Annotated in this window: 23 protein-coding genes; 9 read left to right on the forward strand and 14 right to left on the reverse strand. The window is 71.5% G+C overall.

All coding sequences use genetic code 11. The features are described from left to right. The first annotated feature begins 98 nt into the window (after positions 1 to 98). From afsQ1 to CTZ28_RS02090, 5 genes are all read left to right on the forward strand, one after another. Positions 99 to 776 carry a two-component system response regulator AfsQ1 gene (gene afsQ1 / locus CTZ28_RS02070; RefSeq protein ID WP_121887427.1) on the forward strand — a complete coding sequence of 226 codons (678 nt, stop codon included), beginning with the start codon at positions 99 to 101 and terminating at the stop codon, positions 774 to 776. Next, on the forward strand, positions 773 to 2371 hold the full coding sequence (locus CTZ28_RS02075; RefSeq protein ID WP_121887428.1) for a sensor histidine kinase: 1599 nt from the start codon (positions 773 to 775) through the stop codon (positions 2369 to 2371). Before afsQ1 ends, CTZ28_RS02075 begins: the two co-directional genes overlap by 4 nt. After that, the gene (locus tag CTZ28_RS02080) at positions 2371 to 2973 is read left to right on the forward strand and encodes a hypothetical protein (RefSeq protein ID WP_121887429.1); all 603 of its coding nucleotides are present in this window, start codon (positions 2371 to 2373) and stop codon (positions 2971 to 2973) included. Before CTZ28_RS02075 ends, CTZ28_RS02080 begins: the two co-directional genes overlap by 1 nt. Positions 2974 to 3094: 121 nt before the next feature. Next, positions 3095 to 3646 (forward strand): VanZ family protein, encoded by a 552-nt coding sequence (locus CTZ28_RS02085; protein WP_121887430.1) that lies wholly within the window; start codon positions 3095 to 3097, stop codon positions 3644 to 3646. A 179-nt stretch (positions 3647 to 3825) separates the two neighbouring features. Continuing rightward, complete coding sequence (locus tag CTZ28_RS02090; protein ID WP_121887431.1) at positions 3826 to 4029, forward strand: PspC domain-containing protein; 204 nt, start codon at positions 3826 to 3828, stop codon at positions 4027 to 4029. Between the two features lie 89 nt (positions 4030 to 4118). Here the strand turns inward: CTZ28_RS02090 and CTZ28_RS02095 are convergent, their stop codons facing one another. Both CTZ28_RS02095 and CTZ28_RS02100 read right to left on the reverse strand, forming a co-directional pair. Continuing rightward, a complete protein-coding gene (locus CTZ28_RS02095) occupies positions 4119 to 4472 on the reverse strand; it encodes an ATP-binding protein (RefSeq protein WP_121887432.1) in 354 nt (117 codons plus the stop codon). A gap of 137 nt (positions 4473 to 4609) precedes the next feature. Next, entirely contained in the window at positions 4610 to 5773 is a 1164-nt protein-coding gene (locus tag CTZ28_RS02100; protein ID WP_121887433.1) for an adenosine deaminase, read from the reverse strand. 113 nt (positions 5774 to 5886) lie between these two features. Between CTZ28_RS02100 and CTZ28_RS02105 the strand changes: the two genes are divergently transcribed. Next, positions 5887 to 6651, forward strand: a complete 765-nt coding sequence (locus CTZ28_RS02105; protein ID WP_121887434.1) for an alpha/beta hydrolase — start codon at positions 5887 to 5889, stop codon at positions 6649 to 6651. A gap of 468 nt (positions 6652 to 7119) precedes the next feature. Here CTZ28_RS02105 and CTZ28_RS02110 read toward each other — a convergent pair whose 3' ends face one another. Further along, entirely contained in the window at positions 7120 to 8079 is a 960-nt protein-coding gene (locus tag CTZ28_RS02110; protein ID WP_121887435.1) for a LysR family transcriptional regulator, read from the reverse strand. 62 nt (positions 8080 to 8141) lie between these two features. Between CTZ28_RS02110 and CTZ28_RS02115 the strand changes: the two genes are divergently transcribed. Beyond that, complete coding sequence (locus tag CTZ28_RS02115) at positions 8142 to 9449, forward strand: MFS transporter (RefSeq protein ID WP_121887436.1); 1308 nt, start codon at positions 8142 to 8144, stop codon at positions 9447 to 9449. A 263-nt stretch (positions 9450 to 9712) separates the two neighbouring features. Further along, complete coding sequence (locus tag CTZ28_RS02120) at positions 9713 to 10726, forward strand: sigma-70 family RNA polymerase sigma factor (protein ID WP_121887437.1); 1014 nt, start codon at positions 9713 to 9715, stop codon at positions 10724 to 10726. Here the strand turns inward: CTZ28_RS02120 and CTZ28_RS02125 are convergent. The 10 genes from CTZ28_RS02125 to CTZ28_RS02170 all read right to left on the reverse strand — a co-directional run bounded on the left by CTZ28_RS02125 (position 10610) and on the right by CTZ28_RS02170 (position 21441). Continuing rightward, complete coding sequence (locus CTZ28_RS02125) at positions 10610 to 10942, reverse strand: STAS domain-containing protein (protein ID WP_259471424.1); 333 nt, start codon at positions 10940 to 10942, stop codon at positions 10610 to 10612. The genes CTZ28_RS02120 and CTZ28_RS02125 overlap by 117 nt on opposite strands. A gap of 70 nt (positions 10943 to 11012) precedes the next feature. After that, positions 11013 to 11621: a Uma2 family endonuclease gene (locus CTZ28_RS02130; RefSeq protein ID WP_259471425.1), complete on the reverse strand. Its 609-nt coding sequence runs from the start codon at positions 11619 to 11621 to the stop codon at positions 11013 to 11015. A 20-nt stretch (positions 11622 to 11641) separates the two neighbouring features. Beyond that, the gene (locus CTZ28_RS02135) at positions 11642 to 12925 is read right to left on the reverse strand and encodes a thymidine phosphorylase (protein ID WP_121887440.1); all 1284 of its coding nucleotides are present in this window, start codon (positions 12923 to 12925) and stop codon (positions 11642 to 11644) included. A 67-nt stretch (positions 12926 to 12992) separates the two neighbouring features. After that, entirely contained in the window at positions 12993 to 13394 is a 402-nt protein-coding gene (locus CTZ28_RS02140) for a cytidine deaminase (RefSeq protein WP_121887441.1), read from the reverse strand. Continuing rightward, on the reverse strand, positions 13391 to 14653 hold the full coding sequence (locus CTZ28_RS02145) for an ABC transporter permease (protein WP_121887442.1): 1263 nt from the start codon (positions 14651 to 14653) through the stop codon (positions 13391 to 13393). Before CTZ28_RS02145 ends, CTZ28_RS02140 begins: the two co-directional genes overlap by 4 nt. Beyond that, a complete protein-coding gene (locus CTZ28_RS02150) occupies positions 14653 to 15774 on the reverse strand; it encodes an ABC transporter permease (protein ID WP_121887443.1) in 1122 nt (373 codons plus the stop codon). Before CTZ28_RS02150 ends, CTZ28_RS02145 begins: the two co-directional genes overlap by 1 nt. After that, a complete protein-coding gene (locus tag CTZ28_RS02155) occupies positions 15771 to 17417 on the reverse strand; it encodes an ABC transporter ATP-binding protein (protein WP_121887444.1) in 1647 nt (548 codons plus the stop codon). Before CTZ28_RS02155 ends, CTZ28_RS02150 begins: the two co-directional genes overlap by 4 nt. Positions 17418 to 17638: 221 nt before the next feature. Then, positions 17639 to 18685 (reverse strand): BMP family lipoprotein, encoded by a 1047-nt coding sequence (locus tag CTZ28_RS02160; RefSeq protein ID WP_121887445.1) that lies wholly within the window; start codon positions 18683 to 18685, stop codon positions 17639 to 17641. 223 nt (positions 18686 to 18908) lie between these two features. After that, entirely contained in the window at positions 18909 to 19934 is a 1026-nt protein-coding gene (locus CTZ28_RS02165) for a BMP family lipoprotein (protein ID WP_121887446.1), read from the reverse strand. A 280-nt stretch (positions 19935 to 20214) separates the two neighbouring features. After that, a complete protein-coding gene (locus CTZ28_RS02170; RefSeq protein ID WP_121887447.1) occupies positions 20215 to 21441 on the reverse strand; it encodes an amidohydrolase in 1227 nt (408 codons plus the stop codon). A 271-nt stretch (positions 21442 to 21712) separates the two neighbouring features. Here CTZ28_RS02170 and CTZ28_RS02175 point away from each other — a divergent pair, with 271 nt between their 5' ends. Then, entirely contained in the window at positions 21713 to 22378 is a 666-nt protein-coding gene (locus CTZ28_RS02175) for a class I SAM-dependent DNA methyltransferase (protein ID WP_121887448.1), read from the forward strand. A gap of 19 nt (positions 22379 to 22397) precedes the next feature. Here the strand turns inward: CTZ28_RS02175 and CTZ28_RS02180 are convergent, their stop codons facing one another. Next, positions 22398 to 23171 carry a polysaccharide deacetylase family protein gene (locus CTZ28_RS02180; RefSeq protein ID WP_183154241.1) on the reverse strand — a complete coding sequence of 258 codons (774 nt, stop codon included), beginning with the start codon at positions 23169 to 23171 and terminating at the stop codon, positions 22398 to 22400. Positions 23172 to 23179: the final 8 nt, after the last annotated feature.

Raw genomic sequence — 23179 nt, forward strand, 5'->3', positions numbered from 1 at the left:
TACAGAGAGTGCACAGGGTGTGACGGTATCGAGGTTTCCGGGCCCCGGCGGGCCCCACCGGTCGTACGACACCCCCTCCATGGGCCAGAATGAGCCCCGTGCCTTCCCTGTTGCTGATCGAGGACGACGACGCCATCCGTACGGCCCTGGAGCTCTCACTGACGCGCCAGGGACACCGGGTGGCCACCGCTGCCACCGGCGAGGACGGTCTGAAACTGCTGCGTGAACAGCGGCCGGACCTGATCGTGCTGGACGTGATGCTGCCCGGCATCGACGGGTTCGAGGTGTGCCGGCGCATCCGGCGCACGGACCAGTTGCCGATCATCCTGCTGACCGCGCGCAGCGACGACATCGACGTGGTGGTCGGGCTGGAGTCGGGCGCCGACGACTATGTCGTCAAACCGGTGCAGGGGCGGGTGCTGGACGCCCGGATCCGGGCCGTGCTGCGGCGCGGGGAACGGGAGGCCAGCGACTCGGCGACGTTCGGGAGCCTCGTCATCGACCGCTCGGCGATGACCGTGACCAAGAACGGCGAGGACCTCCAGCTCACCCCGACCGAGCTGCGGCTGCTGCTGGAGCTGAGCCGGCGGCCCGGCCAGGCGCTGTCCCGGCAGCAGCTGCTGCGGCTGGTGTGGGAGCACGACTACCTCGGTGACTCACGGCTGGTGGACGCGTGTGTCCAGCGGCTGCGCGCCAAGGTCGAGGACGTGCCGTCGTCCCCGACGCTGATCCGTACCGTCCGTGGTGTCGGCTACCGCCTGGACGCTCCTCAGTGACGACGGCACAAGGGGGGTTCCGCGGCTGGGCCGCGGGTCGCAAGGGAGTCCTGTCACGGCTGCGCTTCACCAGTCTGCGGCTGCGGCTGGTCGTGGTCTTCGGGCTGGTCGCGCTGACCGCAGCGGTGTCCGCCTCGGGCATCGCCTACTGGCTCAACCGGGAGGCCGTGCTCACCCGGGCCCAGGACGCGGCGCTGCGGGACTTCAAGCAGGAGATGCAGAACCGTGCGAGTGCGCTGCCCGTGCACCCCACCCAGGACGAACTGCAGCGCACGGCGGGCCAGATGGCGGGCAGCAGCCAGCGCTTCAGCGTGCTGCTGGTCGGCCAGGACACGAACGGCCGGACGGTGTACGGCACTTCGGGCGGGCTGAGCGGATTCGCGCTGGAGGACGTTCCCCGGTCCCTGCGGGCCGCCGTGGACAAGCGGCAGCCGGTGGGCGACGGCAACAAGTCCCCGCACCACCTGTACTGGCAGCGGATCGTCGACCACGGCACCCCGTATCTGGTGGCCGGCACGAAGGTGATCGGCGGCGGCCCGACCGGTTACATGCTCAAGTCGCTGGAGCCCGAGGCGAAGGACCTCAACTCCCTCGCCTGGTCGCTGGGCATCGCCACGGGCCTCGCGCTGATCGGCTCGGCGCTGCTCGCACAGGCCGCCGCGACGACCGTGCTGAAGCCGGTGCACCGGCTGGGCGTGGGCGCCCGGCGGCTCGGCGAGGGCAGGCTGGACACCCGGTTGCGGGTGTCCGGCACCGATGAACTCGCCGATCTCTCCCGGACGTTCAACAAGGCGGCCGAGGCGCTGGAGAAGCGGGTCGCCGACATGGCCGCCCGGGACGAGCCATCCCGGCGCTTCGTCGCGGACATGAGCCATGAGCTGCGTACGCCGCTGACTGCCATCACCGCCGTGACGGAGGTGCTGGAGGAGGAGCTGGACTCGGAGGCCGGGAGCATGGACCCGATGATCGAGCCCGCGGTGCGGCTGGTGGTGAGCGAGACACGGCGGCTGAACGACCTGGTCGAGAACCTGATGGAGGTCACCCGCTTCGACGCGGGCACGGCCCGGCTGGTCCTGGACGACGTGGACATCGCCGACCAGATCACCGCCTGCATCGACGCCCGCGCCTGGCTGGACGCGGTGGAGCTGGACGCCGAGCGCGGCATCCACGCGCTTCTCGACCCGCGCCGCCTCGATGTCATCCTCGCCAATCTGATCGGCAACGCGCTCAAGCACGGCGGCTCGCCGGTGCGGGTCTCGGTGCGGGTGGCCGGCGCGGAGGGCTCCGAGATCGTCATCGCCGTCCGCGACCACGGGCCCGGCATCCCCGAGGACGTCCTGCCGCACGTCTTCGACCGCTTCTACAAGGCCAGCGCCTCCCGCCCGCGCTCCGAGGGCAGCGGCCTCGGCCTGTCCATCGCGATGGAGAACGCTCACATCCACGGCGGCGAGATCACCGCCGCCAACTCGCCCGAGGGCGGCGCGGTGTTCACGCTGCGGCTGCCCCGGGACGCCGCCGAGCTGACGGAACCGGCCGACGAGACCGGCCCGGCCGCCGACGACGGCGATGCCGGCGACGGCAAGGGGGAGGCGTGATGACCGTACGGCGGCTGCTGGCCGTCCCCGTGCTCGCCGTGCTGCTCGCCGGCTGCGGGATCCGGCCCACGGAGGTGCCGACGGACTTCGGCGGGGCGCCCTCACGGGTGCCGTGTTCGCTGTCCGAACCGGATGTGTCGGCGCAGACCGCGCTGGGCATGCCCGTGCAGGTCTTCCTGCTGTGCGGTGCGTCGCTGGTGACCGTGGACCGGACGGTGCGCGTCCCCGACGGCACGGCGGACGCCCGGCGGCGGGTGCTCGTGGCGCAGGGGCTGCTGGACCAGCTCGCCCGGACGCCGTCCGACAGCGAGCGGAACGCGGGCTATGCGACCTACGTCCGCGGCGGCACGAGCGTGAGCGGGCCGCGGTCCTCCGACCCCGAGGACACGCTGCGGCTGAGCACGGCCCCCGAGCAGCTCACCTCGTACGCGCTCGCCCAGATCATCTGCACGTTCTCCGACTCGACGGCGGCCGAGGGCGACGGCTCGGTGGTGCTGGGCGGGCCGGGCGGCGAGCGGCCGCGCCGGTACGAATGCAGCGACGACGTCCGCTCCCGGCCGGGCACCGCCCGGCCGCCGTCCAGCGAGGTGACGGGCGGCTGAGGGACGGCGACGGCGCACGGCCCCGGGCGCGCCGCAGGCCCCGCGGCTGTGTCGCACACCTCACCCGCCCGCACGGGGCCGATCCGGAACCGATCGTGCGTGGGGGCGCGTCTAGGGGGGCGTGCAGCGTCAAGGCTCCATCGGCGGCAGCGCCGCGATCCGCATCCGGGTGACAGGGAGTGTCCTCCTCGTCGCGCATCTCGCGCTCGTCGCCTGGCTGATGCTGCGCCCCCTGAACGTCCCCTGGGTGATGCCCGCCAATCTGCACCCGCTCGCCGGCATCCGGGCCGATCTGGCGCTGGGCCGGCCGGAGGCGGCCCGGCGGATCGGCGAGGGACTCGCCCTGCTCGCGCCGCTGGGCGTGCTGCTGCCGATGGCGCACGGCCGGCTCACCGCCTCCCCGCTCGCCTCCCTGCTCCGTACGGCGGCGGCGGGCGCCCTGCTCTCGCTGGGCATCGCCCTGCTGCAGACGGGCGTCCCGGGCCGGGTCGTGGACGTGGACTCGCTGCTGCTGAACACCGTGGGCGTGGCACTGGCGCATCTCGCCGTGGTCCCGGCGGGCCGCTCCTGGCTCCGCCGCAGGGGCGAGCGCGTCCGGCGTGCGCCCCTCCATCAGGAGGAAACGACTCAGGGCCGGACCCCGACGATTCCCAGGGTCGGCATCGCACCGTAGAGCGACGCCCCGCCGTTCGCCGCTCCGTAACGTTGCGGACAGATGGGCAGCCGAGCCCACACCGGCGGGCGGCAAGGGCCGCGCGAGAGCGCCTTTCCCCACACGCCGGCCACGAGGAAGCCGAAGGGGCGGCTCAGGCCACCCCCCAGGCGACCGAGCGATCAAGAAGGAGTGGCGACATGACTGCCCTCGCCCGCCCCACCCACGGCCGCGTGCTCGGCGGAGTGTGCGCAGCGCTGGCACGGCGCTTCGGCACCTCCGCGACGACGATGCGGGTGATCTTCCTGGTCTCCTGCCTGCTGCCGGGCCCGCAGTTCCTGCTCTACCTGGCCCTGTGGATCCTGCTGCCCTCGGAGGAGAAGTCCTCCACGGCGGCCTGGTAGCCGCCCGGCGCGGTCCGCGCAGGGGAACGCCGTCGGGGCGCACCCCGGGAGGAGGGGGTGTGCCCCGACGGCGCGTCGTGGAGTCCGGCTCAGCCGAGCGGAATGCCGTTCACCGGCAGGCCCTGCGTGGGCAGGTCCTGCACCGGCAGCCCGCCGAGCAGGCCGGCGACCGGCGCGGTCGGGCCCTGGGCGAGCACCTGCTCGGCGGCGGGCTGGGCGGCGGCCAGCCCGGCACCGACGGCCGCCTGCCCGTGGGCGAGCGCCTCACCCGCACCCGGCAGCGCCGTGGCGACGTTCTCGGCCGGCAGCGTCCGGGTGATGCCGTCGAGCGCCTGGGTGGCGTCCGGGACGGCCGGGGCCGCGTCGGCGGCACCCGCGCCGGCCGCGGCGAAGGCGGCACCGAGGGCGGCGACACCGAGGGTCCTGACAGCAGACTGCTTCATGGGGAATGCGTCCTTGCATGTGATGACGGGGATCAGCGGTCCACGACCGTAAACACCGCGGGCCGTCCGCCGCAAACATCGAAATGCGGACGGATGGTGAAGCCCGTCTGCGTTCCGTGCGCCGCATCCTGGTGTATTCAGCCCTCCCGAGCGACAGAACCGCTGGTGGAGGCGGTCTGCTGGAACAGCCATTCGGACTTCAGTTCCGCATATCCGGGCTTGACGACGTCATTGATCATGGCCAGTCGTTCATCGAAAGGAATGAACGCTGATTTCATCGCATTGACGGAGAACCACTGCATGTCGTCGAGCGTGTAACCGAATGCCTCGACGAGGTGCTCGAATTCCCGGCTCATGCTGGTGTGCGACATCAGCCGGTTGTCCGTGTTCACGGTGGCCCGGAAGTGCAGCCGGCGCAGGAGCCCGATCGGGTGCTCGGCGTAGGAGGCGACGGCCCCGGTCTGGAGGTTGGAGCTGGGGCACAGTTCGAGCGGGATGCGCTTGTCCCGCACGTACGACGCGAGCCGCCCGAGCCGCACCGAGCCGTCCTCGTGGACCTGGATGTCGTCGATGATCCGCACCCCGTGCCCGAGCCGGTCGGCGCCGCACCACTGGAGGGCCTGCCAGATGGAGGGCAGTCCGAAGGCCTCGCCGGCGTGGATGGTGAAGTGGTTGTTCTCGCGCTTGAGGTACTCGAACGCGTCGAGGTGCCGGGTGGGCGGGTAGCCGGCCTCGGCGCCGGCGATGTCGAAGCCGACGACGCCCAGATCCCGGTAGCGGTTGGCGAGTTCGGCGATCTCCAGGGCGCGGGCTGCGTGCCGCATGGCGGTGAGCAGGGCGCCGACCCGGATGCGGTGGCCGCTCTCCCTGGCCAGCGCCTCGCCCTGCCGGAAACCCTCGTTGACGGCCTCGACGACCTCCTCCAGGCTCAGCCCGCTCTCCAGGTGCTGCTCGGGGGCGTAGCGCACCTCGGCGTAGACGACGCCGTCGGCGGCGAGGTCCTCGGCGCACTCGCGGGCGACCCGGACCAGCGCGTCGCGGGTCTGCATCACGCCCACGGTGTGCTTGAAGGTCTCCAGGTACCGCTCCAGGGAGCCGGAGTCGGCGGCCTCGCGGAACCAGATGCCGAGTTTGCCGGGATCGGTCTCGGGGAGCTGGGAGTAGCCGGCGTCCTGGGCGAGCTCGACGACGGTGCCGGGGCGGAGGCCGCCGTCGAGGTGGTCGTGCAGCAGGACCTTGGGGGCCCGGCGGATCTGGTCGGGCGTGGGGACGTTCCCGCTCGGTGCAGTCTGGCTCGTCATTTCCGCACTCTAACTCCTACGCGCGTAGATCACTCGTCCCGGGTTTCCGTCGATACGCAAAGGTGACCGCACGGACGGGTCGCGTACACCGTTGCTTCTGACACTGTTCTGCCATGGCACAGCATCTGACGCCGCTGCGAACGGCCAGGCTGGGAAGGGCAGTCGGCCAGGAGCCGACGGCGGTGAGCGGGGCGGTGCTGCTCCTGCCCGGCGGGGAGGAGGTCTCCGCGCGCAGACCGTCGCCCGTGTGGGCGACGGCGCTCGTGCGCGCGCTCGGCCGGACGTTCGCGCGGGCGGGGCGCGGCGAGGGGCTGGCGACCCACGCCGTCCACTACCGCTGCCGCGGCTGGAACGGCAGCGAGGCGGATCTCGCGCGGGACGCGTCCTGGGCGGCCGACGAGGTCGTACGCCGCTACGGCGATGTGCCGGTGTGTCTGGTGGGGGTCGGCATGGGCGGCCGGGCGGCGCTCCGCGCGGGGGGCCACGAGGCGGTCAACTCCCTGGTGGCCATCGCCCCGTGGCTGCCGGAAGAGGACGTGGCGGCGCCGCAGGAGCCGGTGCGGCAGCTGATGGGGCGGCGGGTGCTGATCGTGCACGGCACGAACGACGAGCGGGCCGACCCGGAGCTGTCGTTCCGGCTGGCCGCCCGCGCGAAGAAGGCGAACCGGGACGTGTGCCGCTTCGAGGTGCACTCCGACGGGCACGGGCTGCATCAGCACCGGGCCGAAGTGCTGGCGCTCGCCGCGGACTTCGCGATGGGGGCGCTGTTCGGACACGCGCTGTCCCGCCCCGTGGAGGACGCACTGGCCGCACCACCCCCCATCGGCCTGCGCATGCCCCTGGCCACCGGCTTCGGCCGCTCCCTGCACCACGGCTGACACCAGGCGGCGGAGGCGGCCACCTCCACCCATGCTCGCCTGACAACAAAGCCGCCCAGACCAACGGAACCGACAGCACGGCCGGTCCTTCGTCACGGCGGGGCCGACACTGAGACGCGGGCGCGCACGCCGTCCGGTTACGCCGGTCTTCACGACAGCACCAACGCCCGCCCCCGGACCAACGGACGCGCCCCCGCGGCCGGGCCGAGTCGGGCAGACCGCTCCACGCGGCACACCCGGCCCGGTCCCCCACCGCGCCGAGGCCCACGCCCGGACGCGGGCACGCACGCCGTCCGGCGCACCGATCATCACGACAGCGCCGACGCCCGGCCTCGGACCGACGGGTCCGCCCACATGACTCGCCCAACAGCGAAGCCGCCCGGGGCAACCAGGCCCGGGGCAGACGCTGAGGCGCGGAAGCACGCCCTCCGTCCCGTCCGTCACAGGGGCCGGCTCTCGGTCGTCGGGTCAGGGGAGCAGGTTGCCGCGTTTTGACAAGAGGAACTTTTTGAATGCCGTCACCGGTGGGGTGTCGGGGTGGCCGTCCAGCCAGGCGACGCCGATCTCCCGTACCGCCCGTGGGGCCGTCACCGTCAGTTCCACCACGCCCGGGCGCGGAACCGCGGGCGGCGGCAGCAGGGCCACCCCGAGACCCGCAGCCACCAGCCCCCGGAGGGTCTCCGCCTCCTCCCCCTCGAAGGCGATCCGGGGCTTGAAGCCCGCCTCCTTGCACACGGCGTCGGTGATGCGGCGCAGCCCGTAGCCGGGCTCCAGGGTGACGAAGGCCTCGTCGGCGGCCTCCGCGAGCCGGATCCGGCGGCGGCTCGCGAGGCGGTGGTCGGCGGGCACGACCAGGCGGAGCTTCTGCTCGTCCAAGCGGCGCGCCACCAGATCGGGCGCGTCCGGGACCGGCGAGGTCAGACAGAGGTCGAGGTCACCCGCGCGCAACCGCTCCAGCATGGCCTCGCCGTAGTTCTGGACCAGACTGAACCGCACGCGCGGATGGTCGGCGCGGAACTCGTGGATGAGGCCGGGTACCGTCTCGGCGCCCATGGTGTGCAGAAACCCGAAGGCGACCTTGCCGGAGGCCGGGTCGGCATCGGCGCGCACCTCGTCGGCGGCCCGTCCGATCTCGGCCAGAGCGCGTTCCACGGAGGCCAGGAAGGTGCGGCCGGCCGGGGTGAGCGACAGGGTGCGGCCGCGGCGCGCGAAGAGGTCGACGCCGAGGTCCTGTTCGAGGCGGGCCATGGCCCGGGAGAGGGTGGACTGCGGAACCTGCGCCTCCAGCGCCGCCCGCGTCACATGCTCGGTACGGGCGACCGCGGCGAAATAGGCGAGCCGCGGAGCGAGCAGCTTCGCCATGTCGGTCATGTCTTCTGTGTCACTGGACGGTGACAGACGTGGCTCTGGCCTTTGCTGATGCACCATGGGAACGATTATGCCGATTCCATGCATTGGACGGATGAGCGGCCGCTCCGTAGCGTCGAGGCATGTCTCCCGCCAGTACCGGGGCGCCCACCGCCGTGGGCGCCGTCCCGACCGCTTCCGCCGCCCCCGACCCCGCTCCCACCGCCGACTCCGACTCCCGTCTCACCCCGGGCGGCCCCGGCTACCGCCGGATGAGCTTCGCCCTCTTCCTCGCCGGTGTCGCCACCTTCGCGCTCCTCTACTCCACGCAGGCCCTGCTGCCGCTGATCTCCGGCGAGTTCGGGGTGACGGCGAGCGAGGCGAGCTGGACGGTGGCGGCCGCGACCGGCGGTCTGGCGCTGTTCGTGCTGCCGATGAGCGCCCTGTCGGAACGTTTCGGCCGCCGTACGGTGATGACGGCCTCGCTGGCGGTGGCGGTGTCCGTCGGCGTACTGGTCCCGTTCGCCCCCTCGCTCGGCGTCCTGGTGGCGCTGCGCGCGGTGCAGGGCGCGGCGCTGGCCGGGCTGCCCGCCTCGGCGACGGCGTACCTGGCCGAGGAGGTCAGGCCACGGGCGCTGATCACCGCGATCGGGCTGTTCGTCGCGGGCAACAGTGTCGGCGGGATGAGCGGCCGGGTCATCACCGGCTGGGTCGCCCAGGAGTGGGGCTGGCGGGTCGCCGTCGGTGTGATCGGCCTGATCGCGGTGGGCTGCGCGGTGGCGTTCCGGATGCTGCTGCCGACGCCGCGGCACTTCAAGCCGGGCTCGCTGCGCCCGCGCGTCCTGGCGCGCGCGGTCCGCGACCACCTGGCGAACCCGCTCCTGCGCCGCCTGTACGCGATCGGCGCGCTGTTCATGACGGTGTTCGGCGGCGTGTACACGGTGATCGGCTACCGGCTGACGGAGGCGCCGTTCGGGCTGCCGCAGGGCATCGTCGGCTCGATCTTCCTGGTGTACCTGGTCGGCACGGTGTCGGCGTCCACGGCGGGCCGGCTGGTCGTCCGCCTCGGCCGGCGGGGCGCCCTGTACCTGGCGGGCGGCACGACCGCGGCCGGCCTGCTGCTCTCCCTGGCGCCCACGCTCCTCCTGGTCCTGCTGGGCCTGGTACTGATCACGGCGGGCTTCTTCGCGGGGCACGCGGTGGCGTCCTCGGCGGTCAGCAAGACGGCGGCACACGGCCGGGCGCAGGCGGCGGCCCTGTACCAGTCCGCGTACTACGTCGGCTCCAGCGCGGGCAGCACCGTGGGCGCCGTCGCCTTCCACGCGAGCGGCTGGGCCGGGACGGTCGGGGTCGGGGTGCTCGCGGTCGTCGGCGTCGTGACGATCACGGCCTTCGGCTCCCGCGCGGCCCGGCTCGCCGCCCGGAGCGAGCCGGTGCCGGCCACCCGCTGAGGCCGCCCGTCCCGTTCGGTTCGGGGACCGCGGCCCCTAGGCGCGCTCCGTCCGCCCGTGGGCACGCACGGTGGCCCGCCCTGGCCCGAATCCGTCACGGTGCCGGCACCCGGATTGCGGTCAGTACGGCGACCTTCCTGAAAGCAATCGGTCCGACCTGGGCGTTTACCGGCTCGAGGGGCCATTGTCAGTGGGCTGCGGTAGCTTCCGGAGTGCTGGGCGCAAAGGCGCGAACAGGGAACGGCCACAGGGGTGGGTGGACGATGAGCGACAGCACGGCGACGACGGATCTCGACGTCGCACTGGAGAAACACCGGGTCGAGCTGACCGGGTACTGCTACCGCATGCTCGGGTCCTCCTTCGAGGCCGAGGACGCCGTGCAGGACACCCTGGTCCGCGCCTGGCGGAGCTACGAGAAGTTCGAGGGCCGCTCCAGCCTCCGCTCGTGGCTGTACCGGATCGCGACGAACGTGTGTCTGGACATGCTGAAAGCGGGCAGCAAGCGGGCGCGGCCCATGGACCTGACCGATGCGACGCCGCTCGCCCAGGCGGCCCTCGCCCCCCGCCCGGACAACACCTGGCTGGAGCCCATGCCCGACGCCCGTGTACTGCCCGGCACCGACGACCCGGCGGAGGCAGCCGTGGCCAAGGAGTCGGTCCGGCTCGCCTTCATGGCCGCCCTGCAGCAGCTGCCGCCCAAACAGCGGGCGGTGCTGATCCTGCGTGAGGTGCTGGCCTGGAGGGCGAGCGAGGTCGCCGAGTTGCTCGGCACCACGGTGGCGTCCGTCAACAGCGCCCTGCAGCGGGCCCGCGCGACGCTCGCCGAGCGGGCGGACCAGGGCGCGGAGGCGGCCGTCTCCGACCCGCTCGACGAGGAGCAGCAAAGACTCCTGGAGCGCTATGTGAAGGCGTTCGAGGGGTACGACATGACGGCGCTCACGGCCCTGCTCCACGAGGACGCCGTCATGACGATGCCGCCGTTCGACCTGTGGCTGCGGGGCCCGGCCGACATGACCGGTTTCATGACCACCCTCGGCTCCGCCTGTGCGGGGTCCCGGCTGCGGCCGGTCGAGGCCAACGGCCTGCCGGCCTTCGCGCACTACAAGCCGGACCCGGAGAAGGGCGGTTTCAGCGCCTGGGCGGTGCAGGTGCTGGAGGTGTCAGAGGGCGGGATCAGCGGTCTGCACTGCTTCCTCGACACCGCTCGCTGGTTCCCCCTGTTCGGCCTGCCGCTCCAGCTGGAAGCGGAGGCCGACGAGGTCGAGGAGGGCGCGTAGCGCGGGGCCGGCGTTCCGCAGCCGTATCCGCACACCGGCCCGGCGGGCGGTCAGCTCCAGCCGGGCCAGCAGCTCCACCGCCCAGAGCCCCGGCGGGCCGAGCCCGGCCACATCCACGATGACGATCCCTAGCCCGGTGACCTCCAGCAGCCCGCGCAGGTCGTCGCAGTGCCCCGTCACCTCGTCCCGGGCGACGGGGCCGGTCAGCACGAGCACGGCCGGTGTCCTGGCATCCACGTACTGTCAGACCGCCGGAACACCCCCAACTCATCGGCACCCAGAGGCGTTACCGCGCGGCAGGAAACTCGCCGGTGTCGATCGTGAGACCGAACGGCTCCGGCAGCTCGACGGGATCACCGAACTTGACGCCGCGCAGGACCCGGTAGACATCGCCCTTCGGCTCCCCGTAGAGGGTGACGGTGGGGCCGCCGGGGGCCCAGCGGTCGACGAGCAGGTAGAGCGGGATGCCCGCGGTGGCGTAGGCGGCGGGCTTGGTGACGCGGTCATGGCGGGCGTCGGAGGTGGCGGTGATCTCTACGACGAGTTCAGCGAGGGCGGCGGGAACATGGACGCCCGTTTTCAGGCACTCCCTCTGCGGGATGACGACGATGTCCGGGAGGAGCATGCCCGCACGCTCGGGCACGGCAAGGGGTAGTCGCTGGAAGAGACCCCAGTCTTCCGGGATCACGGAATACAGGCGGCGCTGGATGCGTGACGCGATCAGGCAGTGATGGTTCGCGGAACGAGGCTGCACGGTGACGATCCCCTCGATGATCTCCACCTTGCTGCCCTCGGGCCATTCCATTTCCGCCCACAACCGCACCAGGTCGTCCCAGCCATGACCTGGATCGTGCACGCCGAACGGGACCGGCACAGGTGCGCCGGTCCCGTTCACCCGAATGAGGAAACCGCTGGTCAGGCGATACGTTCCAGCACCACGGGCGGCGCCGTGAAGGCCGTACCCGGTGCCTCGATGTCGTAGGAACCCGCCACCGCCTGGAGCGCGTACGCGAAGCGTTCGGGGGTGTCGGTGTGCAGGGTGAGCAGGGGCGCGCCCTCGGTCACCGTGTCGCCGGGCTTGGCGTGCAGCTCGATGCCGGCCGCCGCCTGCACCGGGTCCTCCTTGCGGGCGCGGCCCGCGCCGAGGCGCCAGGCGGCGACGCCGATGTCGTAGGCGTCGAGGCGGGTGAGGACACCGCCGGCCGGGGCCGTGACGACGTGCTGTTCGCGCGACGTGGGCAGCGGGGCGTCGGGGTCGCCGCCCTGGGCCGCGATCATCCGGCGCCAGACGTCCATGGCGGAGCCGTCGGCCAGCGCCTTCGCCGGGTCGGCGTCCTTGATGCCCGCCGCGGCCAGCATCTCCCGGGCCAGCGCGAGGGTCAGCTCCACCACGTCCGCGGGGCCGCCGCCGGCCAGTACCTCGACGGATTCGCGGACCTCCAGGGCGTTGCCGGCCGTGCGGCCGAGCGGGGTCGCCATGTCCGTGAGGAGCGCGATCGTCCGCACCCCGTGGTCCGTGCCGAGGCCGACCATGGTCGAGGCCAGTTCGCGGGCGTCCTCGATCGTCTTCATGAAGGCGCCCGTGCCCACCTTGACGTCCAGCACGAGCGAACCGGTGCCCTCGGCGATCTTCTTCGACATGATCGAGGAGGCGATCAGCGGGATCGCCTCGACCGTGCCGGTGACGTCCCGCAGCGCGTACAGCTTCTTGTCCGCGGGGGCCAGGCCGTCGCCCGCCGCGCAGATCACCGCTCCGGTGGTGTCGAGGACGTGCAGCATCTCCTCGTTGGAGAGCAGCGCCCGCCAGCCCGGGACGGACTCCAGCTTGTCGAGGGTGCCGCCGGTGTGGCCGAGGCCGCGGCCGGACAGCTGGGGCACGGCGGCACCGCACGCCGCCACCAGGGGCGCCAGCGGCAGCGTGATCTTGTCGCCGACGCCGCCGGTGGAGTGCTTGTCGGCGGTCGGGCGGGACAGCGAGGAGAAGTCCATGCGCTCGCCGGAAGCGATCATCGCGGCGGTCCAGCGGGCGATCTCCCGCCGGTTCATGCCGTTGAGCAGGATGGCCATCGCGAGCGCGGACATCTGCTCGTCGGCGACCTCCCCGCGGGTGTACGCGTCGATGACCCAGTCGATCTGCTCGTCGGTCAGCTCTCCGCGGTCCCGCTTGGTGCGGATGACGGAGACGGCGTCCATGGCCATGGCCTTCCTTCCGGAATTGCGCAGGTGCGCGGCCCCCCTGAGCGAGGTCGGAGGGGCCGCACGGGAATTACTTGGTGAGGTGGTCGGGGCCGAAGGCCTGGGGCAGCATCCGCGACAGCGGCAGGACGCCCTCGGGGGTGTCCAGGAGCAGGCCGGGTCCGCCGAACTCGTACAGCAGCTGGCGGCAGCGGCCGCACGGCACGAGCAGGGCGCCCGTGCCGTCCACGCAGGTGAAGTGCGTGAGCCGGCCGCCCCCGGTGCGCCGCAGCGCGGAGACCAGCCCGCACTCGGCGCACAGGCCGAGACCGTAGGAGGCGTTCTCGACGTTGCAGCCGGAGACCGTGCGCCCGTCGTCGACCAGGGCCGCCGCCCCGACCGGGTAGCCCGAGTAGGGGGCGTACGCGTGGGACATGGCCTCCCGCGCCTCGGCGCGCAGCGCCTCCCAGTCGACGGCGGCGGGCCCGGTCACTTGCCCTGTCCCTTCCGGTACGGCAGGCCGTCCGCCTTCGGCATCCGCAGGGACTGCGCGGACAGCGACAGCACGAGCAGGGTGACGAGGTAGGGGGTGGCGGTGACGAGCTGGCGCGGGACCTCGTTGGTGGTGGCGTACCAGACGAACATCAGGGCCGCGACCACGGCGGTGACGACGGCCGGGACGTACTTCTTCCGCCAGGCGAGGTAGGCCGCGCCGAACACCAGCAGGATGGCGAGGAGCAGGATCAGCGCGTGCACGTTCACCGTGCCGCCGCGCAGATTGAGGCTGTCGGTGTAGCCGAACAGGCCGGCGCCCAGCGCGAGGCCGCCCGGCATCCAGTTGCCGAAGATCATCGCGGCGAGGCCGATGTAGCCGCGGCCGGCGGTCTGGCCGTCCAGGTACACGTTCGAGGCGACGATGGACAGGAACGCGCCGCCGAGGCCCGCGAGGCCGCCCGAGATGATCACCGCGATGTACTTGTACTTGTAGACGTTGACGCCGAGGGACTCGGCCGCCACCGGGTTCTCGCCGCAGGAACGCAGCCGCAGGCCGAAGGCCGTGCGCCACAGCACCCACCAGCTGATCGGCACCAGCGCCACCGCGACGACGGTGAGCGGCGACAGGTCGGTGACCAGCCCGCCGAGCAGTCCGGCGATGTCCGAGACCAGGAACCAGTGCTTCTGGTTGAGGGTGTCCAGCCAGCCGGACAGGCCGGGGATGTCGAAGGTGCCCAGCGAGCTGATCGGCGGGGACTGCTTGGCGGAGCCCTGCGGCGCGTCGGCGAAGGTGAACTTCGACAGATAGCGGGTGGTGCCGAGGGCGAGGATGTTGAGGGCCACACCGGAGACGATGTGGTTGACGTTGAAGGTGATGGTGGCGACGGCGTGCAGCACGGCGCCGAGGGCGCCGCCGATCACACCGAAGAGCACACCGGTCCACGGGCCCCACTGGTAGCCGGCCCAGGCGCCGAACCAGGTGCCGAGGATCATCATGCCTTCGAGGCCGATGTTGACGACACCGGAGCGCTCGGCCCACAGGCCGCCGAGGCCCGCGAGCCCGATCGGCACGGCGAGGCGCAGGGCGGTGGACATCTGGCCGGTCGAGGTGATGCCGTCCGCGCCGGTGACCAGGCGGACGATCGACGTCAGCACCAGGACACCCGCGATGACCAGCAGGAGTACCGGGAGCGACAGACGGCGGCCGCCCTTGGCGGGCTGCTTCGCCTTCGGCTTCGCGACGGTCGCGGTGCTCATCAGGCCGCCACCTCTTCCTTCTTGACGTTCTGGGCGGCGGCGGCCAGCTCGGCACCGACCTGGCGCTGCTGGCGGCGCAGACCCCACTGGCGTACGGCCTCGTACGAGATGACGACCGCGAAGACGATCAGGCCCTGCATGATCGTGGCGATCTCCTTCTCGTACGCCACCGGGGTCGCGTAGTCGAGGGCGGGCGAGGCCTTGTCGAGGAAGGCCCACAGCAGGGCGGCGAGGGCGATGCCGCCGGGGTTGTTGCGGCCGAGCAGGGCGATGCCGATGGCGGTGAAGCCGAGGCCCGCCGGGAAGCTCAGGCTGTAGGTGTGGGTGTCGCCGAGCAGCAGCGGCAGGCCGGACAGGCCCGCGACCGCGCCGGAGATCAGCATGGAGAGCAGCACCATCCGCTTGGCGTTGACGCCGGAGGCCGCGGCGGCGGTCTCGGAGGCGCCGGTGGCGCGCAGGTCGAAGCCGAACCGGGTGCGGTTGAGGACGATCCAGTACAGGACGCCCAGCAGGACGGCGAGGAAGACCAGGCCGTAGATCTCGCCGGCGTCGGCCCCCAGGTCGATGCCCGGGAACCAGCCGGACTTCTCCATGACGCCGGTCGTCATGTTGTTGCCGACCTGGACGCCCCAGACGTCGGCGAGGGTGACATAGCCGATGAGCGAGGTCGCGATGGAGTTCAGCATGATCGTGGCGACGACCTCGCTGACACCCCGGGTGACCTTGAGGACGCCCGCGATGCCGGCCCAGAAGGCGCCGGTGCAGATGGCGACCAGCAGGAGCAGCGGAATCTGCAGGAAGCCCGGCAGGGCGACGTTCGCGCCGACGATGGCGGTCATAACGGCGGCGAGCCGGTACTGGCCGTCGACGCCGATGTTGAACAGGTTCATCCGGAAGCCGAGGGCGACCGCGAGGGCGGCGATGTAGTACAGGGACGCCTGGTTGATGATCAGGACCTGGATGTCCGAGTACGGCAGCTGCTCCAGCATCAGCCGGTACGGCTCGAACGGGTTCTTCCCCGAGGCGAGCAGCACGATCGAGGTCAGCGCGATCGCGAGGACGAGCGCGATGACCGGTCCGGCCACCGCGAGGAGCACCCGCTCCTTGTCGAACTTCTTCATCGGGCCTCGTCCTCCGGACCGGCGCTTGCGTGTTCGAGGTGACCGGAGGTGGCACCCGTCATGGCCGAGCCGAGTTCCTCCGGGGTGATGGTGGCCGGGTCGGCGTCCGCGACCAGCCTGCCGTTGTAGATCACCCGCAGGGTGTCCGACAGGCCGATCAGCTCGTCCAGGTCGGCGGAGATCAGCAGCACGGCCAGTCCCGCGCGGCGGGCCTCGCGGATGCGGTCCCAGATCTGCGCCTGGGCGCCGACGTCCACACCGCGCGTGGGGTGGGCGGCGATCAGGAACTTCGGGTCGTGGCTCATCTCGCGGCCGACGATCAGCTTCTGCTGGTTGCCGCCGGACAGGGAGGCCGCGGTGACGTCGATGCCGGGGGTGCGGACGTCGTACGCCTCGACGATCCGGCGGGTGTCGGCCTGGGCGCCCTTGGGGTCGAGCCAGAAGCCCTTGGCGTTGGGCTTCTCGGTGACATGGCCGAGGATGCGGTTCTCCCACAGGGGGGATTCCAGGAGCAGGCCCTGGCGGTGGCGGTCCTCGGGGATGTAGCCGACGCCGGACTCGCGGCGCCTGCGGGTGGGCCAGGGGGTGATGTCCTCGCCCAGGAAGCGGATCCGGCCGGAGTCGGCGTTCTTGGTGCCGATCAGCGCGTCGATCAGCTCGGTCTGCCCGTTGCCCTCGACGCCGGCGATGCCCATGATTTCGCCCGCGTGGATGGTGAAGGAGACGTCGTCGAGGACGCGCTTGGCCGCGCCCGCGTCCGCGAAGCCGGTGAGTGCCTCGCCGGCGGGTTCGGGCTCGGCGCCGAGGGCGGTGCCGCCGGCCTGGACGGTGAGGTTCTCGACCTCCAGCACGGCCCGGTCGGTGACGGTGGACTCGGCGGTCTGCGGGGTGGGCAGTTCGCTGCCGACCATCATCTCGGCGAGCTGGCGCGCCGTGGTCTCGGCGGGGATCGCGGTGCCGACCGTCGTACCGCGCCGGATGACGGTGATGTCGTCCGCGACGGACAGCACCTCGCCGAGCTTGTGCGAGATGAAGATGACGGACAGGCCCTCGGCCGTGAGTTCCCGCAGGTTGTCGAAGAGCGCGTCGACCTCCTGCGGTACGAGGACGGCGGTGGGCTCGTCGAGGATCAGGATCCTGGCACCGCGGTAGAGGACCTTGAGGATCTCCACCCGCTGCCGGTCGGCGACGCCGAGGTCCTCCACCAGCGCGTCCGGGTGGACGCCCAGGCCGTACCGGTCGGAGATCTCCTTGATCTTCTTGCGGGCGGCGCCGCCGATGCCGTACAGCTTCTCGCTGCCGAGCGCCACGTTCTCCAGGACGGTCAGATTGTCCGCCAGCATGAAGTGCTGGTGGACCATGCCGATGCCGCGGGCGATCGCGTCGGCGGGGCTGCCGAAGGCGACCTGCTCGCCGTCGACCGCGATGGTGCCCTCGTCCGGCTTCTGCATGCCGTAGAGGATCTTCATCAGGGTCGACTTGCCGGCGCCGTTCTCACCGACGAGGGCGTGCACGGTGCCCTTGCGGACGGTCAGGTGGATGTCGTGGTTGGCGACGACACCCGGGAATCGTTTGGTGATGCCTGCGAGCTCCACCGCGGCGGTCGACGGAGCGGTGAGCGGAGGGCTGCTGGACGCGTCGATGGCGCACTCTCCTTGGGAAAGGGGCCGATCTACGCGCGTAGCGCCCCTACTTTAAATAGTGCTCGGAACCGATCGACACTCTTTCACTCGATCCGTTCCGAGCATTCTGCCGTGCGAACGGGGCACGGAGAGGTCATCCTCCCCGCACCCCGTTCCGTGGCCGTAACGCTGCCATTACAGCCCTCTTTTGACCATGCCCCGGACAATGCCGGGGCCCTCGGTCAGGAGGTCTTGACCTGGATGCTGCCGCTCTTGATGCCGTCCTCGGCCTTCTTGAGCGCGGCCTGGAGGCCGGCGTCGCCCTGGAAGGTCGGGTTGGTGTCCGCGAGGCCCACGCCGCCGTTGTCCAGGGAGCCGCGGATCTCGCCCGTGAGCGGCTTCTTGTCCTTGATCACGGACTTGGCGAGGTCGTACACCGCGCCCTCGACGTTCTTCAGCGCCGAGGTCAGGATGGAGTCCTTGTACTTGGCCAGCGCGGACTGCTCGTACTGGTCGGAGTCGACGCCGATCGCCCAGACCTTGTGCTCGGCGGCGGCCTTGATGACGCCCTGGCCGGAGAGACCGGCCGCGTGGTAGACGACGTCGGCACCGGCGTCGATCTGGCCGTTCGCGGCGTTCTCGCCCTTGTCGGGGCTGGAGAAGCCGCCCTCCTGGGCCGTCTCGGTCAGATACTGCTTCTCGATTTTGATCTTCGGGTTGACGGACTGGGCGCCCTGGACGAAGCCCGCCTCGAACTTGTGGATCAGCGGGATGTCGACGCCGCCGATGAAGCCGATGTGGTTCTTCTTGGTGGTCCTGGCCGCGGTCACGCCCGCCAGGTAGGAGGACTGCTCCTCGTGGAAGACCATGTCGGCGACGTTCTTCGCCTTGATGGTGTCGTCGTCGATGATGCCGAAGGTGACCTTCGGGTACTTCGCGGCGACCTCCTTCACGGCGGGGGCGTAGGAGTAGCCGACGCCGATGATCGGGTTGTAGCCCTGCTTGGCCAGCGTCTCCAGGCGCTGCACCTTGTCCGCGTCGGACTCGCCGTCCTGCGGCTCGATGTCCCGCCCGCCGATCTTGAATTCCTTCTCCGCCTTCTGCAAGCCGGCGTAGGCGGCGTCGTTGAACGACTGGTCGCCCTTGCCACCGACGTCGTACGCCAGGCCGATACCCTTGGACTCCCCGCCGCCCTTGGACGAGGTGGACGAGCTGCCGCAGGCGGAAACGGTGACGGCGAGAGCTGCGGTTGCAACGCCTGCAACCGCGATACGGGACACCCGGCGCATGGAACGAGACTCCTTCGTGCAAGCGCCCATTCCAGGCGCTGATTCCGCCGCAGCGTAACGCGCGTAGACGGGACGGAAAACCCCTTCTGTCCGGTCCGTTACCGAGCTGTGGCCACAGTCGCGGCCGTATCGACACACAGCAGTGCGCCCCTTGCGGGTGGCAAGGGGCGCACGCTGGGACGATGTCCGCGCGGCCCGGCCGGCCGCGGTCAGCTCCGCGGGATCACTGGGTGTCGACGGTGACCTTGCCGTCGATGATGTCCTGCTTGGCCTTGTCCACGGCGGCGACGACGTCCGTCATCGCCTTGTACTTGGGGTTGCTGTCGGCAAAGCCCACCCCGCCCGACTCGAGGTCGCCGCGCACCTCGCCGCTGAGCGGCTTGCCGTCGACGACGGACTTGGTGAGGTCGTAGACGGCACCGCCGACGTTCTTCAGGGCCGACCCGAGGATGTAGTCCTTGTACTCGGCCAGCGCGCTCTGCCCGTACTGGTCGGAGTCGACGCCGATCGCCCACACCTTGTGCTCGGCCGCGGCCTGGATGACACCCTGGCCGGAGAGACCGGCCGCGTGATAGACGACGTCCGCGCCCGCCTCGACCTGACCGTTGGCCGCGTCCTTGCCCTTGTCGGGGCTGGAGAAGCCGCCCTCCTGGGCCGTCTGCGTCAGATACTGCTTCTCGATCTTGATCTTCGGGTTGACGGACTGGGCGCCCTGGACGAACCCGGCCTCGAACTTGTGGATCAGCGGGATGTCCACGCCGCCGATGAAGCCGATGTGGTTCTTCTTGGTGGTCCTGGCCGCGGCCACGCCCGCCAGATACGACGCCTGCTCCTCATGGAAGACCATGTCGGCGACGTTCTTCGCCTTGATGGTGTCGTCGTCGATGATGCCGAAGGTGACCTTCGGGTACTTCACGGCGACCTCCTTCACCGCCGGGGCGTAGGAGTAGCCGACGCCGATGATCGGGTTGTAGCCCTGCTTGGCCAGCGTCTCCAGGCGCTGCACCTTGTCCGCGTCGGACTCACCGTCCTGCGGCTCGATGTCCCGCCCGCCGATCTTGAATTCCTTCTCCGCCTTCTGCAAGCCGGCGTAGGCGGCGTCGTTGAACGACTGGTCGCCCTTGCCACCGACGTCGTACGCCAGGCCGATGCCCTTGCCCGCGTACGTGCCGTCGTCGGACGAGCCCGCGGAATCGCTGCTCGACTTGCCGCATCCGGCGGCCGCGAGGGCGACGACCGCGACGGCCACCGCGACTTGGGAGAACCTCGTCCTCCGAGAGTTCAGACGCACAGCAAGCACCCCTTCGTCCCCACGGCACCGTCACCGGTCCGCTGCTTCCCCTATGTGCCGCCTCTGGTGGCGATTTCGGCGCACAGTAACGCGCGTAGAAGGGGAGGGGAACGGGGTTGCACCCGGCCGTTATCGATTCGTGCCGCCCCTGGGTTACAACCATGCATCACGGGTTACGCCCGGGTGACACAAGGGGACGAAGGGGTGCCGATCCGGCACCCCTTCGGTCCGCGGGCCGCTACCGTCCCGCGTCGAGCAGAGCGGCGGCGGTGAACAGCTCCACGCCCACCGCGATGGCGTACTCGTCCACGTCGAAGTCGCCCTGGTGCAGATCGCGCACCTGGCGCTCCCCGGGCGGGCGCACGCCGAGCCGGGCCATGGCCCCCGGCACCTGCTCCAGGTACCAGGAGAAGTCCTCGCCGCCGAGGCTCTGCTCGGTGCCCTCGACGGACTCCGCGCCGCGCCGGGCGACCATGGCGTCGCGCAGCAGTTCGGTCATCGCCGGGTCGTTGACGACGGGCGGCACCCCGCGCACATAGGTGATCTCCGACTTCGCCCGGTGCAGCGTCGCGATCTCGTCGATGGCGGCGTGCACCACGTCGGGGGCCAGCCGCCAGGCCGCGAGGTCCAGGCAGCGCACCGTGCCGGACAGCTCGGCGTGCTGCGGGATCACGTTCGGCGCGTGCCCCGACTCGATCCGCCCCCAGGTCACGGCGAGCCCGCCGCGGCTGTCCACCCGCCGGGCCACCAGCGCGGGCACGTCGACGGCGACTCGGGCCGCGGCGGTCACCAGGTCGGTGGTGAGATGGGGCCGGGCGGTGTGCCCGCCGGGCCCGTCGAGGGCCACCTCAAGCCGGTCGCAGGCGCTGGTGATCGCGCCCTCCCGCAGCCCGATCCGGCCGGCGTCCACCCGCGGGTCGCAGTGCACGGCGATGATCCGCCCCACCCCGTCGAGCACGCCGGACTCGATGGCGTCGGCGGCGCCGCCGGGCAGCACCTCCTCGGCGGGCTGGAAGATCAGCCGGACGGGCCGCGGCAGCAGCCCCTGCCGGTGCAGCTCGGCGAGGACCAGCCCGGTCCCCAGCACCACGGTGGTGTGCACGTCGTGCCCGCAGGCGTGGGCGCGGTCCGGCACGGTCGAGCGGTAGGCGCACTCGCTCTTGGTGTCCGGGATGGGCAGGGCGTCGATGTCGGCGCGCAGCGCGAGAACGGGCCCGGGGGCGGCCCCCTCCCCCACACCGATGTCACAGACGAGACCGGTTCCGAGGGCCAGGACGCGGGGTTCGAGTCCGGCCTGTTCGAGCCGGGCCTTGATCGCCGCGGTCGTACGGAACTCCTGGTTGCCGAGTTCGGGGTGCATGTGCAGGTCGCGCCGGAACGCCACCAGCTCGGCGTAGAGCGCCTCGCTCAGCGTGCCGGGAAGCACGGCACCCTCGGGAAGTTCGGCCTCGGACTCTCTGGACATCAGTTGGTTCACCCTCTGAAGGGTAGGCCGACCGACCGGTCAACTGCCCCTCGATCAACAAAACTTCAGCCCGTCAGGCGAAGATATTCTGACCACTGGGCGCATAGCTGTCGACAAAGGTGGGTAAACTCGCCCGTCCGCCGACCGTGTCGATCATGAACCCGGTGGTTTCTCCCTCCACGGATACCACGTCCGGCCTCCGCCGGGCCGGGAACGTCCACCCACCGAAACCTCCGCCCCGGGCGCCGCGGCGCCGGTAGCCTGCGCCTACGTGACCGACTCCACCCCGGATTTCCTTCAGGCCACCCGTTCCGCCTACGACACCATCGCCCGGGACTACACGGCCCACGTGCCGGACGGGCTCGGGGAGAGCCCGCTGGATGTGGCCCAGCTCACCGCCTTCGCCGAGCTGGTGCGGGCGAACGGCCCCGCCCCGGTCGCCGACCTCGGCAGCGGCCCCGGATACGTCACCGCGCGGCTGCACGCGCTGGGCGTGCCGGTGTTCGGGATCGACGTCTCCCCGCGCATGGTCGCGCTCGCCCGGGCGGCGCACCCCGGCATCCGCTTCCACGTCGGCTCGATGACACGCCTGGACCTGCCGGACGAGACCCTCGGCGGCGCGCTCGCGCTCTACTCGACCATCCATGTGCCCGACGACCACCTGCCGGCCGTGTTCGCGGAGGTCCACCGCACGCTGGTGCCCGGCGGCCAGGTGCTGCTGGGCTTCCAGTCGGGCGCGGCGGACGGCCGTACGCGGCTCACCGAGCGGTACGGCCACGAGATCTCACTCGATTACCACTGGCGCACCCCGGAGACCGTCTGCGGTCTGCTCACCGCCGCCGGGCTGGAGCCCCGCGCCCGCCTCGTACGCGAGCCCGAGGCCGAGCAGAGACTCCCCCGGGCGTTCGTCCTCGCCCGCAAGCCGGCACCTGCGTAGCCCGCACGCTCCGTCCGGCTCAGCGCACCGGGAAGCCGAAGGAGCGGCCCTGTTCCTTGAGCCGGGGGAGGATCCGGCGCAGGGCGTCGACGGTCTGGGAGCGGTCACCGCCCGCGTCGTGGAAGAGGAGTGTCGGCCCGTTGGGCAGTTCCCGCTCGACGGTGGCGACGATGGCGTCCGCGCCCGGCCGCTCGAAGTCCTTGGTGTCCACGTTCCAGCCGAGCGGGCGCATGCCCCGGGAGGCGGCCAGTTTGCGGCTGTAGGGGGTGAAGGCTCCGCCGGGTGCCCGGTAGTACATCGGCCGTACGCCCCCGGACGCCTCGGTGATCATGCGTTCGGCGTCGAGCATCTGCTGCGACTGGTACGCCTGGGGCTTGGTGTCCATGGTGGTGTCGTGCGACACCGTGTGGTCGCACAGCCGGTGACCGGCCGCCACCACCTTCTTCACGAGGTCCGGGTGGGCCTGTGCCTGCGTCCCCACCATGCAGAACGTGGCCTTCGCCCCGTACTCCCGCAGCACGTCCAGCATCTGAGGGGTCCACACGGGGTCGGGGCCGTCGTCGATGGTGATGTTGACGCCGTTCTCCCCCTTGTCCGAGGAGTGCGCGATGGTCACGTCCACCGGCGTGACCTCGCTGACCGGTGCGGCCGACGCGGCGGCATGCGGTGACGGGCTGCCGACGGCTCCGGCCTGCGCGGTCCACACCGAGGCACCGGCGGCCAGCACCGTCACCCCGAACGCCGCGCCGACCATCTTGCCGTACCAACCCCGCTTGGCGCCGTGCCGTGTCATCCCCGCCC

Source organism: Streptomyces shenzhenensis, from assembly GCF_003688995.1.
Taxonomy (GTDB): domain Bacteria; phylum Actinomycetota; class Actinomycetes; order Streptomycetales; family Streptomycetaceae; genus Streptomyces; species Streptomyces shenzhenensis_A.

Excerpts from the sequence above, each read along its gene's own strand:
- CTZ28_RS02080 (WP_121887429.1), top strand. The coding sequence starts at position 2,371 with ATGACCGTACGGCGGCTGCTGGCCGTCCCCGTGCTCGCCGTGCTGCTC.
- CTZ28_RS02090 (WP_121887431.1), top strand. The coding sequence starts at position 3,826 with ATGACTGCCCTCGCCCGCCCCACCCACGGCCGCGTGCTCGGCGGAGTG.
- CTZ28_RS02095 (WP_121887432.1), bottom strand. The coding sequence starts at position 4,472 with ATGAAGCAGTCTGCTGTCAGGACCCTCGGTGTCGCCGCCCTCGGTGCC.
- CTZ28_RS02100 (WP_121887433.1), bottom strand. The coding sequence starts at position 5,773 with ATGACGAGCCAGACTGCACCGAGCGGGAACGTCCCCACGCCCGACCAG.
- CTZ28_RS02105 (WP_121887434.1), top strand. The coding sequence starts at position 5,887 with ATGGCACAGCATCTGACGCCGCTGCGAACGGCCAGGCTGGGAAGGGCA.
- CTZ28_RS02110 (WP_121887435.1), bottom strand. The coding sequence starts at position 8,079 with ATGGTGCATCAGCAAAGGCCAGAGCCACGTCTGTCACCGTCCAGTGAC.
- CTZ28_RS02115 (WP_121887436.1), top strand. The coding sequence starts at position 8,142 with ATGTCTCCCGCCAGTACCGGGGCGCCCACCGCCGTGGGCGCCGTCCCG.
- CTZ28_RS02120 (WP_121887437.1), top strand. The coding sequence starts at position 9,713 with ATGAGCGACAGCACGGCGACGACGGATCTCGACGTCGCACTGGAGAAA.
- CTZ28_RS02135 (WP_121887440.1), bottom strand. The coding sequence starts at position 12,925 with ATGGCCATGGACGCCGTCTCCGTCATCCGCACCAAGCGGGACCGCGGA.
- CTZ28_RS02145 (WP_121887442.1), bottom strand. The coding sequence starts at position 14,653 with ATGAGCACCGCGACCGTCGCGAAGCCGAAGGCGAAGCAGCCCGCCAAG.
- CTZ28_RS02150 (WP_121887443.1), bottom strand. The coding sequence starts at position 15,774 with ATGAAGAAGTTCGACAAGGAGCGGGTGCTCCTCGCGGTGGCCGGACCG.
- CTZ28_RS02160 (WP_121887445.1), bottom strand. The coding sequence starts at position 18,685 with ATGCGCCGGGTGTCCCGTATCGCGGTTGCAGGCGTTGCAACCGCAGCT.
- CTZ28_RS02170 (WP_121887447.1), bottom strand. The coding sequence starts at position 21,441 with ATGTCCAGAGAGTCCGAGGCCGAACTTCCCGAGGGTGCCGTGCTTCCC.
- CTZ28_RS02180 (WP_183154241.1), bottom strand. The coding sequence starts at position 23,171 with ATGACACGGCACGGCGCCAAGCGGGGTTGGTACGGCAAGATGGTCGGC.